The 13,694-nt window shown below is 65.8% G+C and carries 14 protein-coding genes; 7 read left to right on the top strand and 7 right to left on the bottom strand.

Annotated features, from left to right (window positions below; all coding sequences use genetic code 11):
- Both IB256_RS20320 and IB256_RS20315 read right to left on the bottom strand, forming a co-directional pair.
- Positions 1–1,221: a cytochrome c biogenesis protein DipZ gene (locus tag IB256_RS20320; protein ID WP_192403862.1), complete on the bottom strand. Its 1,221-nt coding sequence runs from the start codon at positions 1,219–1,221 to the stop codon at positions 1–3.
- Between the two features lie 97 nt (positions 1,222–1,318).
- Positions 1,319–1,591, bottom strand: coding sequence for a DUF2790 domain-containing protein (locus IB256_RS20315; RefSeq protein WP_192209924.1), 273 nt, complete (start codon positions 1,589–1,591; stop codon positions 1,319–1,321).
- A 225-nt stretch (positions 1,592–1,816) separates the two neighbouring features.
- Here IB256_RS20315 and IB256_RS20310 point away from each other — a divergent pair, with 225 nt between their 5' ends.
- The 4 genes from IB256_RS20310 to IB256_RS20295 all read left to right on the top strand — a co-directional run bounded on the left by IB256_RS20310 (position 1,817) and on the right by IB256_RS20295 (position 5,231).
- A complete protein-coding gene (locus tag IB256_RS20310; protein WP_081517582.1) occupies positions 1,817–2,557 on the top strand; it encodes a response regulator in 741 nt (246 codons plus the stop codon).
- Positions 2,554–3,864 carry an ATP-binding protein gene (locus IB256_RS20305; RefSeq protein WP_192403860.1) on the top strand — a complete coding sequence of 437 codons (1,311 nt, stop codon included), beginning with the start codon at positions 2,554–2,556 and terminating at the stop codon, positions 3,862–3,864. The genes IB256_RS20310 and IB256_RS20305 overlap by 4 nt, the downstream gene beginning before the upstream one ends.
- A 118-nt stretch (positions 3,865–3,982) precedes the next feature.
- Positions 3,983–4,621, top strand: coding sequence for a ferric reductase-like transmembrane domain-containing protein (locus IB256_RS20300; RefSeq protein ID WP_192403858.1), 639 nt, complete (start codon positions 3,983–3,985; stop codon positions 4,619–4,621).
- 94 nt (positions 4,622–4,715) lie between these two features.
- A complete protein-coding gene (locus tag IB256_RS20295; RefSeq protein WP_192403856.1) occupies positions 4,716–5,231 on the top strand; it encodes a DoxX family protein in 516 nt (171 codons plus the stop codon).
- A 658-nt stretch (positions 5,232–5,889) separates the two neighbouring features.
- On the opposite strand, the gene IB256_RS20290 is transcribed toward IB256_RS20295, so the two are convergent.
- From IB256_RS20290 to IB256_RS20270, 5 genes are all read right to left on the bottom strand, one after another.
- The gene (locus IB256_RS20290; protein WP_081517574.1) at positions 5,890–6,312 is read right to left on the bottom strand and encodes an organic hydroperoxide resistance protein; all 423 of its coding nucleotides are present in this window, start codon (positions 6,310–6,312) and stop codon (positions 5,890–5,892) included.
- A 12-nt stretch (positions 6,313–6,324) separates the two neighbouring features.
- Positions 6,325–7,098, bottom strand: coding sequence for a DUF2063 domain-containing protein (locus IB256_RS20285; protein WP_192403845.1), 774 nt, complete (start codon positions 7,096–7,098; stop codon positions 6,325–6,327).
- A complete protein-coding gene (locus tag IB256_RS20280; protein WP_192403836.1) occupies positions 7,091–7,936 on the bottom strand; it encodes a DUF692 domain-containing protein in 846 nt (281 codons plus the stop codon). Before IB256_RS20280 ends, IB256_RS20285 begins: the two co-directional genes overlap by 8 nt.
- A gap of 59 nt (positions 7,937–7,995) precedes the next feature.
- Positions 7,996–8,526 (bottom strand): hypothetical protein, encoded by a 531-nt coding sequence (locus IB256_RS20275; RefSeq protein ID WP_192403834.1) that lies wholly within the window; start codon positions 8,524–8,526, stop codon positions 7,996–7,998.
- Positions 8,527–8,927: 401 nt separating this feature from the next.
- Positions 8,928–9,305, bottom strand: a complete 378-nt coding sequence (locus IB256_RS20270; RefSeq protein ID WP_192289839.1) for a RidA family protein — start codon at positions 9,303–9,305, stop codon at positions 8,928–8,930.
- Positions 9,306–9,754: 449 nt separating this feature from the next.
- Here IB256_RS20270 and IB256_RS20265 point away from each other — a divergent pair, with 449 nt between their 5' ends.
- From IB256_RS20265 to IB256_RS20255, 3 genes are all read left to right on the top strand, one after another.
- Complete coding sequence (locus IB256_RS20265) at positions 9,755–11,083, top strand: OprD family porin (protein ID WP_192289841.1); 1,329 nt, start codon at positions 9,755–9,757, stop codon at positions 11,081–11,083.
- 368 nt (positions 11,084–11,451) lie between these two features.
- On the top strand, positions 11,452–11,796 hold the full coding sequence (locus IB256_RS20260) for a hypothetical protein (protein ID WP_081517568.1): 345 nt from the start codon (positions 11,452–11,454) through the stop codon (positions 11,794–11,796).
- 182 nt (positions 11,797–11,978) lie between these two features.
- A complete protein-coding gene (locus IB256_RS20255; RefSeq protein ID WP_192403832.1) occupies positions 11,979–13,649 on the top strand; it encodes a sensor domain-containing diguanylate cyclase in 1,671 nt (556 codons plus the stop codon).
- Positions 13,650–13,694 lie beyond the last annotated feature (45 nt).

Raw genomic sequence — 13,694 nt, 5'->3', positions numbered from 1 at the left:
TCAGGCCCCTGCCTTCGCCCCGTCCCTCTCCTTCAACAGCGCCTGGATCACCTGCTCCTGCTCCTCATACCCGCCCTCGCCAATCGACAGGTGGCGAATCCGCCCCTGGGCGTCGATGAAGTAGTGCGCCGGCCAGTACTGGTTGGCGAAGGCGTTCCAGAGGCGGTACTGGTTATCCAGCGCCACGGGGTAGTGGATGTCGTGCTGCTTCACCGCTGCGCGGACGTTGGCCGGCACGCGTTCGAAGGGGTATTCCGGGGTATGCACGCCGATCACCACCAGGCCCTGGTCGGCGTACTTCTTCGCCCAGGCGTTCACATACGGCAGGCTGTGCTGGCAGTTGATGCAGTCGTAGGTCCAGAAGTCGACCAGCACTACCTTGCCGCGCAGGTCACGCAGGTTCAGTTCGGGGCTGTTGATCCATTCCACGGCACCTTGCAGCTCCGGAGCCGGGCCAAGGTCGGGCAGGCGCTCGGCGCCGTGTGCCATGTCGCCGGGCATCAGTTGGCTGATGAGCGCGGGCACGCCGTCGATGACCTTGCGCTCCAGGCTGTTCACCAGCGTGGATGAGCGGCCGGAAGCCAGCTGCGCGCTGGTGCCGCTGGCGATGCCGACCACCGCCAGCAGCGCGAGCACGCCGGTGGCCCGGCGCAGGCCTTCGATGACGGTCATGCGCGGCCGCAGGTGCTGCATCAGCCGGCGGCCGGCGAAGAGCACGACGCCCAGCACGGTAGCGCTGCCCAGGCCGTAGGCGAACAGCAGCAGGCTGGTCTGCGCGCTCGGGCCTTGCAGCATGGCGCCGGAGAGAATCAGCCCCAGCACCGGCCCGGCGCAGGGCGCCCACAGCAGGCCGGCGGCGAAACCCAGCACCCACGTGGAAAGCGCCGGCGGTAGACGGCGGGATTGGCCCTGCAGGCGATCGCCGATCCACGCCCAGGGCTTGGCCAGCGCGTCGCTGAAACGCGGCCAGAGCAGCGCAACGGCGGAAACCGACAGCAGCGCGAGGGCGAAGTAACGGCCCCACTCGCTGGCAGCAATTACCCAGTTACTGGAGACGGTCGCCAGGCTCGCCAGCACGGCGAAGCCGCTGGCCAAGCCGAGCAGCGTGACCCACGGCGACCACGCCGGGCCGCCGGCGCGCTGCAGCAACAGGGGCAGTACGGGAAGAATGCAGGGGCTGAGCAGGGTCAGCGCCCCGCCGAGAAAGGCGATGAGCAACATGGGCACCTCGGTGGGCCGTCGGCCCGTGGGGTTCACGCTTGGGATAAACGCCGGGGAATGAACGCCGCAGCCACTCATGGCCGCGGCATCAGGCGAATCAGCCGCCTTCGTTGCAGTTGGTGGCGAACTTGCGATAGGCCAGGCTGTGCGGCTGGCCGCTGGAATCCAGGTAGTCCATGCGGGCGTTGACGATGCCGCAATCGAACGGCGAGGCGTTCTCTTCATGGATGGCCAGGACGCGCTTCACGTCCAGTTTCTGACCGTAGTGGTAAGTCTCGGCGGGCTGGGTGTCGGCGGCCTGGGCGCTGAAGCTGGCGAAGGCGGCGACGGCAGCGAAGAGGCAAGCGTTGGCGAGTTGGATGGCTTTCATGGTGGTTCTCCTGTCCTGTGTCGGGTTTGGCCGGCGGGGGCTGTGTGCCTCGCCGTTGGTGCCCATTTCACGTTCAGGAGGTATCGGGCTTGTGTCGCGCAGGGCCCGGGTTTGCCGCGCCGGGTATCGGCGGCGGCTGTAGATACAGTGGAATACAAAGCACGGAAGGCAAGCGCGGCGCTGCGCTATAAACTCGCCTCAACCCACTACGAACGAGGAACCGGCATGGACCATGTCGATCACGTACTGATCGTCGACGACGACCGCGAGATCCGCGAGCTGGTCGGCAACTACCTGAAGAAGAACGGCCTGCGCGTGAGCCTGGCGGGAGACGGCCGGCAGATGCGCGCCTTCCTCGATGCCAACAGCGTCGACCTGATCGTCCTCGACATCATGATGCCCGGCGACGACGGTCTGAAGCTGTGCCGCGAGCTGCGCGTGGGCAAGCACAAGTCCACGCCGGTGCTGATGCTCACCGCGCGCAACGACGAGACCGATCGCATCATCGGCCTGGAAATGGGCGCCGACGACTACCTCACCAAGCCCTTCTCCGCCCGCGAGCTGCTGGCGCGGATCAACGCCGTGCTGCGCCGCACCCGCATGCTGCCGCCGAACCTGCAGGTCAGCGAGGCGAGCCGGCTGATCGGCTTCGGCCGCTGGAAGCTGGACACCACCGCCCGCCACCTGCTCGATGAAGACGGCACCCTGGTCGCCCTGAGCGGCGCCGAATACCGCCTGCTGCGCGTGTTCGTCGATCACCCGCAGCGCGTGCTCAGCCGCGAGCAACTGCTGAACCTCACCCAGGGCCGCGAGGCGGACATCTTCGACCGCTCCATCGACCTGCTGGTCAGCCGCCTGCGCCAGCGCCTGCTGGATGACGCCCGCGAGCCGGCCTATATCAAGACGGTGCGCAGCGAAGGCTACGTCTTCGCCCTGGCCGTCGAACTGCTCGAGCCCAACCAATGAAATCCCTCCTGCACTGGCCACGCACGCTGGCTGCGCGCCTGGCGCTGATCTTCCTCGCCGGGCTGGTGTTCGCCTACAGCCTGTCGTTCTGCTCGCAGTTCTACGAGCGCTACCAGAGTGCGCGCAGCATGATGCTGGGCAACCTGGAGACCGACGTCAGCACCGCCGTTGCCCTGCTCGACCGCCTGCCCAAGGATGAGCGCGAGGCCTGGCTGCCGATGGTGCAGCGGCCCAACTACCGCTACCGGCTGGATGGCGGTGAACCGGGCGAGCCGATGAACATGGCGCAGGCGCCGATGGCGGCGACGTCCATTGCCGACTCCATTGGCCCGCGCTACGCCTTGCGCTTCGAGGACATTCCCGGCTCCATTCCGCACTTCCAGGCACACCTCAAGCTCGCCGACGGCATGCCGCTGACCATCGACGTGACGCCCAAGGGCGTGCCCGTGGCGCAATGGCTGCCCTGGGTGCTGGTCGTGCAACTGGCGCTGCTGCTGTTCTGCACCTGGATTGCTGTGCGCCTGGCGATCCGTCCGCTCACGCGTCTGGCCCTGGCCGTGGATCATCTCGATCCGGATGCCCCGGCGCCGGAGCTGGACGAACGCGGCCCCAGCGAAGTCGCCTACGCCGCCCGCGCCTTCAACGCGCTGCAGGGGCGTATCGGCTCCTACCTCAAGGAGCGCATGCAACTGCTCGCCGCCATCTCCCACGACCTCCAGACGCCCATCACGCGGATGAAGCTGCGCGTCGAGCAGATGGACGACTCGCCCGAGCGCGAACGCCTGTGGAGTGACCTGGAAGAGATGCAGCACCTGGTCCGCGAAGGCGTGGCCTACGCACGCAGCATGGACGGCGCCAGCGAGGCGGCGGTGAAGGTCAACCTCGACGCCTTCCTCGACAGCCTGGTCCTCGACTACCAGGACAGCGGCCAGGCCGTGGAGCTGCAGGGCAACAGCAACGCCGTGCTGGAAACCCGCCCCCACGCGCTGCGCCGGGTGCTCACCAACCTGGTGGACAACGCCCTGAAGTTCGGCGGGGCCGCCCAAGTGGAAGTCGAGCGCGATACCCAGGGCATCGTGTGTGTTCGTGTACTCGACGACGGCCCCGGCATTCCCGAGGAGGAACTCGCCGAGGTGGTGAAGCCTTTCTACCGGGTGGAAAGCTCGCGCAACCGCAGCACCGGCGGCACCGGCCTCGGGCTGGCGATCGCCCTGCAGCTGAGCCAGGCGCTGGGCGGCACGCTGACCCTGTCCAACCGCGCCAGCGGCGGGCTGTGCGTGCAACTGGAACTGCCGCCCGCCCGATGATGTACACAGAGATACAAGACGGCCTTCCCCGGACACATCCGGGATAAGGCCCGTCGACAAGATGGCTCCACGAACAGCGGCGGCACCCCGCCCGCCGCGTTCCCCAAAGGAGCCCGCCATGAACCATCCCGCCGAACCTGCCCGCCTGCATGGCTGGCGCCTGTTTTCCCTGCTGTCGCTGCTGGTGCTGATCGCCGCCGCGCTGGCCCTGTGGTCCCAGCCACAAGGGGTGGAAGCGCTGCGCAGCTCGATCCGCGTCACCGCCCGCACTTCCTTCGCGCTGTTCCTCGCCACCTTCCTCGCCTCGTCCCTGGCAACGCTAATGCCGAGCGATTTCACCCGTGGCCTGCTGCGCGAGCGGCGCTTCCTCGGGCTGGCCTTCGCCTTCTCCCACGCCGTGCACGCGGTGCTGATCCTCCTTTACGTGAAGTTCTTTCCCGAGACTTTCTGGAACGGCCGCAGCGTCGCCGCGAACATTCCCGGCTCGGTCGGCTACCTGTTCATCGCCCTGCTGGCCGTCACCTCCTTCCCTTACGCGGTGAAGCTGCTCGGCGCTCGTGTCTGGAAGAGCCTGCACAGCACCGGCACCTGGGTGATCGCCGGGGTGTTCTTCCTGTCCTTCTACAAGCGTTTGCCGATGGGATCCTGGTACCCGCTGGGCTTCGGCCTGATCTTCAGCGCCATCGCCTTCAAGCTCATCGCCAAACTGGCCGTCCGCCTGCGCCGTAGCGCACGTCCCGCGCTGCCGAACGCCTGACCCCGACCTCCTCCCCGACCGGGCGAAACCCTCGCCCGGCCGCCCAAGTCTTGCCCACGACCGACTGCCCACAACATTGCCCACGAGGTGCGCCATGACCCTGCTGACCCTGAACCCGATCAAAGCTGCCTTCGACCAACTCGACCGCCTCGCCGCCTGGGGCTGGGACATCCCGCTGCGGCTGTTCCTGGCCTGGGAATTCTTCGAATCGGGCCTGGAGAAATGGCACGGCGACAACTGGTTCGAACAGATCCACGCCAGCTTCCCCTTCCCTTTCAACCACTTCTCCGCCGGCTTCGACTGGCAGGTGTCGATGTGGGCCGAGCTGATCGCGCCGGTGTTGCTGCTCCTGGGGCTGGCGACTCGCTTCGCCTCGGCCTCGCTGATCGTCGTGACCCTCGTCGCCATCGCCGCAGTGCACTGGCCGGCGCAGTGGTCGAGCCTCGCGGAACTGGCCCAGGGCTACTCGATTACCGATCATGGCTTCGGTAACTACAAGCTGCCGCTCATCTACCTGGTGGCACTGCTGCCGCTGGTGCTGAAGGGCGCGGGAGCGCTGAGTTTGGATGGACTGGTGCGGCGGGTAATGGGAGCTTCGCGGAACGTCTGATCAGCCAACGACTCTTCTGTTCGACCAGCGACGCCCTCTCCTTCTGGAGAGGGCGTTTTTGTTTGCCTGCGGGAAGTCGGCGCGAGGGGTCGAACGCGGACCTTGTCCGCTGTTCGCGGGCATGGCCCGCTCCTACAAGGTGCGTATTACCCTCGGGTCTTCATGCCAGTCGCGACTCCGTCGCAGCGATCGTAGGGCGCATAACGCGCCAGCGTTATCCGCCGTCGTGGTATCGGCGGATAACCCGTTCCGGGTTATTCGCCCTACGCAAACACCGGCTCTTGCTCTTGAGGTCTTCCAGAAAGATTTCCGCCCGCGCCGAATGCCCCGTTCGACGAGGGTATTTTTCGCCTAAGCGAAAAACCGGATGTCCGGGGCAAGACCTTTGGTTACTTTGGGTGGGGCGGCCATCCGTCGTTTGCCAAGTGACTCGCCCGAGGGGGCGAAACACAGAATCCGCGCGCTCGCCAAAGCGGCGCAGGAATATCCAATCCAACGCAGCAGGCCTGCAACACCAGAGCAAAAGAAGACACCGGGCCTGCCGGCGGATCGCAGGCAGAGCCCACTCCTACAGAGAAGCGCCTCGCGCGCCGATAGGACATAAAAAAGCCCGCGCACCGATGAAGGTGCGCGGGCTGCGCTGTGGATAAAAGTGCAATCAGGGAATCACGAACCCCACCTCGATATTGCCGCGCGAAGCCTTGGAATAAGGGCAGATCTGATGGGCCTCGTCGACCAGCTTCGCCTTGTCCTCGGCCTCCAGCCCCGGCAGGTGCACGGTGAGCTGGGCGGCCAGGGCGAAGCCGCCGTCGGCGGTGTTGCCCAGGGAGACTTCGGCGTCCACCGCCACATCGGCCGGCAGGCGCACGTTCAGCTTCTGCCCGGCGCGGCGCAGGGCGCCGATGAAGCAGGCGGACCAGCCGATGGCGAACAGTTGCTCGGGATTGGTGCCGGGGCGGCCGGAGCCGGGTGGGCTCAGGGGCAGGTCCAGCTCACCGTCGGTGGTCTGGCCGCGGCCGTCGCGGCCGCCGGTGGTGTGAGTGTGGGCGGTGTAGATCACGGTTGCCAGGGTGTCGGTCATGACGCTTCTCCTTCAGGGGCGATGCAATGGGGGACGACGTGGAGTGGTGCAGTTCGGGCGGGTGCCGAGCACCACGCCCTGTGCTTTCAGGCTGCGCAGCAGGGCAATGCCCTGCCCTTCGATGGCGGCCGGTTCGACGCCGGCGATTTCAGCCAGCGCCTTGAGGTGTTGGCGACCGGTGAGCTGCCACTGTTGCAGCGACACCAGCAGAGCATGGGCCAACGGGGCCAACCGCGAGAAGTACACCTTCAGGTCGGTATCCCGGCGCACCAGCAGCAGTGTCGGTTCGGCCGGGGCGTCCAGAGGAATGTGTTGCGGACCGATGTGGCTGACCGGCCAGGCATAAGCCAGAGGCGCGGCGAGCGCTGACAGCAGCGGCACACCCTCAAGCAAATCACCGTCCGGGTCATGGGCCGGCTCGGTGTTGTCGCTGAGTAGCAGCGCGGTCTCGATGAATTCGTAGTGCGCCAGTTCGGCGACCCAGCCGAGCTGCTCGCTGCAGCCCTCCAGGTAGTCGACGAACTCGCCGGCCACCTCGGTGAACAGCGGCGTCTGGCAGTGGAAGCTGGCGTAGAAATCCTCCGTCAGCCCCTGCCACTGTTCACTTGGCAGGCTGGCGTGCAGCACCGGGAAGTTGCCGGCGAGCAGCGCTTGCAGGTTGCCGAAGAACAGTTGCCGGTACACCGCCAGGCGCCGCGCCTCGATGCCGGGCGGCGGTTCGTTGGCCTGCGGGTCACGGATGTAGCGGGTCATGCGCAACTGCTGCTCGCGCAAGGTCTCAGCCATGACGCACCTCCGGTTGGCGCGCGGATGTTTGCAGGTGGCGGATGGTGGCTACTTCGCCGAGCAGCTCGGCCAGCGGCGGCAGGTTGAAGTCGCGCTCCAGCAGGGTCGGGACGCTGCCCAGGTGCTGGTAGGCGCTGGCCAGCAGGCTCCAGACGTCGTCCTTCACGGCGGCGCCGTGGGTGTCGATCTTCAGGTCCGGCGCTTCGTCGTAATGGCCGGCGACGTGCAGGCAGGCGACGCGCTCGGCCGGCACGCGGGCCAGGAAGCCGGCGGCGTCGTAGCCGTGGTTGTGGGCGTTGACGTAGAGGTTGTTGACGTCCAGCAGCAGGTCGCAGTCAGCCTCGCCGAGCACCGCGAGGAGGAAGTCGATCTCGCTCAGCGCCTGGTAGGGCGCGGCGTAGTAGGAGATGTTTTCCACGGCGATGCGGCGACCGAGGATGTCCTGCACTTCACGGATGCGGCTGGCGATGTGGCGCACGGCCTCGTCGGTGAAGGGCATGGGAATCAGGTCGTAGAGGTGGCCTTCGTCGGAGCAGTAGCTCAGGTGTTCGCTGAACAGCGGCACCCGGTGCTGGTCGAGAAATTCGCGGACGCGACCGAGGAATACATGGTCCAGCGGTTCCGGGCCGCCCAGGGACAGCGACAGGCCATGGCAGGACAGCGGGAAGCGTTCGGCCAGACGGGCCAGCCCTTCGCCGTAGGTCCCCCCGACGCCGATCCAGTTGTCCGGGGCGACTTCGAGGAAGTCCACGGCGCGCTCGTCCAGGGTCAGCAGATCAGGCAGCATCGCGCGGCGCAGGCCGAGGCCGGCTCCCTGCAGGGGTACGGAAGGGGTCATGGCAGTCTCCTTGGCGAAGTGCCCTCCCCGGCCATCGGCTCGGGGAGGGGCAGCGTCTGTCAGTTCTTGGCCTGGCTCAGCTTGCTGTAGAGGTCGGACGGGAAAGGCTTGCCGTTGGAGTCGAACTGATTCTTGCGGAACTGGTAGACCTCGGCCTCGGAAAGGTAGCCGTCGTGGTTGGCGTCGATGGCGTCGAACTCCGCGCCCGCCTTGGGCGCCACGGCCAGCAGTTCGGCGCGGGAGACGCGACCGTCGTGGTCGGCATCGGTGCGGGCAAAGGAGGCGTCGCCGCACTTGCCTTCACCGCACTTGCCCTCGGCGCCGGTGGCCTTGGCCTGGGCGCCGTCGGCACCGCATTTGCCTTCGCCGCACTTGCCTTCGCCCTGGCTCGCTTTGGCTTTGGCTTTGGCCTTGGCCTCGTTGGCGCCGCACTTGCCCTCGCCACACTTGCCCTCGCCGGCCTTGGCGGCGGAAGCCAGCTGGTAACCCTGCGGCAGAGCTTCGACGGCGAAAGCGGAGGACGCCATGTTCAAGCCGCCAGCCAGCGCGATAGCGATCAGGCCCAGTTGAGTCTTCGAGGTACGAGTCATGCTGCTTCTCCAGATGCTGTGGCGCTTGCTGCGCCGGGTCATGCCGCAAGGGCGATTCCCTGGAACGAGGCACTGGAGGTTTCCCAGCCGTTGCGCCCTGTCGTTCGGGTAGGGCTATTTCGCCGCAGTGATGTATCGCGGACGTATCGGCGTCTGGAGGCTTTTGTATGCGTGTGTCCGCTCAGGGAACGGCAGATACAAAGGAATACATTCGGGAGGGTTTGGAGCGGGGGCTATTCGCGAGCAAGAACCAGGCGTCCCCCTCGCTCCTACGCAGAGCAGCTTGGCCTGGACCGGTAAGAGCGGGCTTGCTCGCGAACCAGAGGTGCGCTCAGGTCAATGAGGAGCCGTACATAAAAGAAAGGGCCGCAAAGCGGCCCGATCCGGCAAAGGCGGGAAGATCAGCCCGCGCGCTTGGCCGCGATGGCGGTGACTTCCACCTTCATGCCCTCGACGGCCAGCTCGGAGATACCGACGGCGGCGCGCACCGGGTAGGGCTTGGTGAAGAAGCTGCAGTACACCTCGTTGAACGCGGCGCGGTCGGCCATGCTGGTGAGGTAGATGGTCAGGTGCAGTACGTGGTCCAGGCCGCTACCGGCCTTTTCCAGGGCCAGTTGCAGGCTGCGCAGGGTCGCCACGCTCTGGGCCTTGATGTCGCCCAGTTCCAGGCTGCCGTCCTCGAGGGTGGGGATCTGCGTGGAAACCAGCAGGCCGCCGAAGCCGGCGACGTCGGAGGAGATGGATTCGGGATCCGCGTCGGGGATGAAGGTAGGCGTCATGGGACAAATCTCTGCTGTCGGTGAATGGGGCACGTCGCCGCACGGGGTGCGGCGGTCGGGTCGCGCAGCTTAGCCGCATCCTCCGGTCACGCGCCATGTCACCGTGCCCGCAGCCCCGGAAACAGTGACGCTGCATATATACACGGAACTTCCGAATGAGTTATGGCAACGCGACAAAATTCCTGATTATTACAATTTGAGACATAGACCTTTTCATAATCCGTTATTTAAACGGCGAACTCTTTCGGCATTATGACGTCGGCTCTCCCACGCTTGGAGCAATTCGTGGGGGAATACAAAGCCAGTTAACTGCAACAATGCCAACGCAACTTCCTGCGATTTTCCGCCGTGGTCAATCCACGTTCGGATTCATTGTGCCTGCCTATAAAAACGTCCGGCTCTCACGCACTTCATCGAGCCGGTCCTCCAAGACTCTAGGGGCAATATCCATGAAGCACCTCAAACGCAGCGCCATCGTGCTCGCTGTTTCCGCCGCCGCCAGCCAGTTCGCCAGCGCCGAACCCTTCGTCACCGATCAGGCCGATGCCAAGGGCTTCGTCGAGGACGCCAAGTTCGACGTCCTGCTGCGCAACTACTACTACGACCACGACGGCAAGAACGGTCGCGGCGACAACCGTGACTGGACCCAGGGCTTCCTGGCGAACTTCTCCTCGGGCTACACCCAGGGCACCGTCGGTTTCGGCGTGGACGCCTTCGGCTACCTGGGCATCAAGCTCGACGCCGGCCGTGGCCGCGCGGGCACCGGCAACCTGCCGGTCGGCAACGACGGCAAGCCGGATGACGACTACGGCAAGGCCGGTGGCGCGCTGAAAGTGCGCATCTCCAAGACCGAGCTGAAATTCGGCGACATGCAGCCGACCGCTCCGGTGTTCGCCGCCGGCGGCACCCGCCTGATCCCGCAGACCGCGTCGGGCTTCAACCTGTTCAGCAGCGAAATCGAAGGCCTGGACCTGGAAGCCGGTCACTTCACCTCCGGCACCAGCCCGGTCACCACCGCCCGCGACGGCGGCCTGTGGGCGGCCTATGCCGGCGTGGAAACCAGCGACGTCGACTTCCTCGGCGGCAAGTACGCGATCAACGACAACCTGAGCGTTTCGCTGTACGGCTCCGAGTTCAAGGACATCTGGCGCCAGTACTATGGCAACGTGAACTGGGTGCTGCCGGTCGCCGATGACCAGTCGCTGGCGTTCGACTTCAACATCTACCGCACCAACGACGAAGGCCAGGCCAAGGCCGGCGAGATCAGCAACACCACCTGGTCGCTGGCAGCCGCCTACTCCTTCCTGCAGGCGCACACCGTCACCCTGGCCTACCAGAAAGTCCACGGTGACACCCCGTTCGACTACGTCGGCTTCGGCGACGACGGCGACGGTGCCACCGGTGACTCGGTGTTCCTCGCCAACTCCGTGCAGTACTCCGACTTCAACGGTCCGGGCGAGCGCTCCTGGCAGGTGCGCTACGACCTGGCGATGGACACTTACGGCGTACCGGGCCTGAGCTTCATGGCCCGTTACATCAACGGTACCGGCATCGACGGCAGCCACGCCGACGCCGATGGCAGCTACGCCGGCATGTACGGCGAGGACGGCAGTCACCACGAGACCGACCTGGAAGCCAAGTACGTGGTCCAGGAAGGCCCGGCGAAGGACCTGTCCTTCCGCGTGCGTCAGGCCTTCCACCGCGCCAACGCCGACCAGGGTGAAGCCGACAACAACGAACTGCGCCTGATCGTCGAATACCCGCTGTCGATCCTGTAATTCAGCACGAACATTCGCTGAATTATTGAGCGGGGCAACTTTCGGATTCGTCTGAAAGTTTGCCCCGTGTCCAGGCGAGATTATTACGCCCGTGCAGAAAGTCTCTTCCCGGAATAACGGTTTATCCCGCCGCTGCAACTTTCTAGAATTACCCCATCTTCCCGCTTCCGCACTTTCCCTGCGGAAGACAACTCCTGACGTTGATATTGTGATTGCTCCTTCGACGTCCTTCGAGCCGCTCCATTGGAGCGGCTTTTTTTATGTCCCGAACGCTGTCTTGAACAAAAAGTGAGCGAACCTGCCAGCGAAACGGTCCAACTCTGCGACGACGCGTTGTATCCCTACGCGAACCACGGAGGCACCTCACCATGAGCGCAATGACCCTCGAAGGCTGGTGCAAGACCACCGCCGAGCAGAAGCCCACGCCGCTGGAAGACATCCGCTTCTACCTGACCGATGAGGACCGCCTGCACCTGGAGCAGGCCGAGGTGTACCTGCAGGAGAACGGCCAGAAGGAAATGATGGTGGACGCCGACCTGCGTACCCTCGACCTGCACATGCCCGAAGCGGTCGGCCCGCTGGCGGACTGCATGTTCCGCGTGTACCTGGGCGGCGCCGAGCACCGCGGGCAGTTCCACCTGGTCGGCCACAGCGCCCGCGACGGCAGCCTGATCTACACCAACGCCGTGCTGATCGACCAGCTCATCAACTGACGCCCTCCTCGCCCGTCGCACACCCGGCGGGCGAGGTGCGCTCGTCGCCCATGTCGCAGGTGGAGATTGTGGCCGCTGAGCGGCCGTGATTTCATAAAGCCACCTGCGTCCGTCTGCCGCATGTCCGGCGCGGAGCACAATTCAGAATCACGCCCATCCTCCGTTGAAGAAGCTGCTATCGGATGCGAACTTCCAGTAAAGCTGGGGTACAGGAGTACGGGCGATACGACGGCCTGCTGCGTCTCGCCCGCCATGCGGGTGGCGATTGCGCCGTTCTGCTCATCGACATGCGCGGCCAATTGCTCGGCCAGCTCGGCATCGACGGTGCCGGCGCCCTCTCCCTGGCCACCCTGCTGTCCCTCAATGCCGCCACCAGCCCGCTGAGCCACCAGGGCCAGCTCCTGAACCTGCTGACCAGCCAGACGCTGCGCGACCAGGAAGGCTTCCCCCAGGCGCGCCTGCTGCTGCTGGGCAATGGCGACCAGTCGCTCAGCCAGCAACAGCAGACGCTGCTGGACGATGTACTGGAGCTGGGCGAGGCCCTGCTCGACCGCGCCCGCATGCCACAGAAGGAAAGCGAGCGGCGCATGGCCCTGGCGGTGGACGGCAGCGGAACCGGCATCTGGGATCGCCACGTGCCCACCGGCGAGATCCACTATTCCAGCGCCTGGAAGTCCCTGCTGGGCTACGCCGAGGACGAGATCGGCAGCCGCATCGAGGACGCCTACACGCGCCTGCACCCGGACGACCTCGAGTACGTGCAGAACACCATGCGCGATCATTTCGAGGGCCGCACCGAGGCCTACGAGGTGGAGCATCGCCTGCGCCACAAGGACGGCCACTACCTCTGGGTCTGCAGCCGCGGCAAGGTGGTCGAGCGCGATGCCGCCGGCAACGCGCTGCGCATGCTCGGCACCACCACCGACATCACTGCCCTGCGGGGCATGGCCGAGCAACTGCGCGAAAGCGTGGAGCTGCTCACCGACCTGACCAATGAAATACCCGGCATGGTCTTCCAGTTCCGTCGCCTGCCCGATGGCACCGGCACCTTCCCCTATGTCAGTGCCGGGGTGATGGACATCTATGGCATTGCGGCCGAACAGATGCAGCACAACTCGGTGTTCCTGCGCGACCTGATCCACCCCGAGGACCTGCCGGCCTGCCTCGCCTCGCTGGAAGCCTCCGCCGCCCTCCTGCAACCCTGGCGGCACGAATACCGTGTGCAGATCGCCGGACGCGGCACGCTCTGGCGCCAGGGCAACGCGCACCCCAAGCGCGTGGCCGACGGCACCCTGATCTGGCACGGTTTCATCACCGACATCACCGAACGCAAACGTATCGAAGCCGAGCTACAGGTGCTCGCTACCACCGACTTCCTCACGCAACTGCCCAACCGTGGCCACTTCATGCGCCTGATCGAGGCGGAGCTTGGCCGCGTGCAACGCTCGACGACGCACCACGCGGCGATCCTGATGTGCGATATCGACCACTTCAAGGCGATCAACGACCGCTGGGGCCACGCCGTCGGCGATGAGGCCCTGCGTCACTTCGCCAGCATCCTCGGACGCGACATCCGCCGCGTCGACTTTGCCGGGCGCATGGGTGGCGAGGAGTTCGCCGTGGTGCTGGGGGATGCCGACGTTGCCGCCGCCCAGGTCTTCGCCCAACGCCTGCAGCAGCAATTGCTGGAGCAGCCGCTGATGCAGGGCGGGCAGCGCATCCCGCTGAGCATCAGCATCGGCATCGCTGCGCTGGAAGCCAGCGACGCGTCTGCCGAGGCCGGGCTTTCCCGCAGTGACAGCGCGCTCTACCGGGCCAAGCAGAACGGCCGCAACCGCATCGAGTGCCACTGAGGGCAAACCCGCGAGGCAGAGCGTGCCGCCTGCGCGGGCGTTGCC

Source organism: Pseudomonas sp. PDM17 (assembly GCF_014851985.1).
Classification (GTDB): domain Bacteria; phylum Pseudomonadota; class Gammaproteobacteria; order Pseudomonadales; family Pseudomonadaceae; genus Pseudomonas.
Note: the sequence above shows the minus strand (reverse complement) of the source record. Positions and strands in the feature narration are given on the sequence as shown.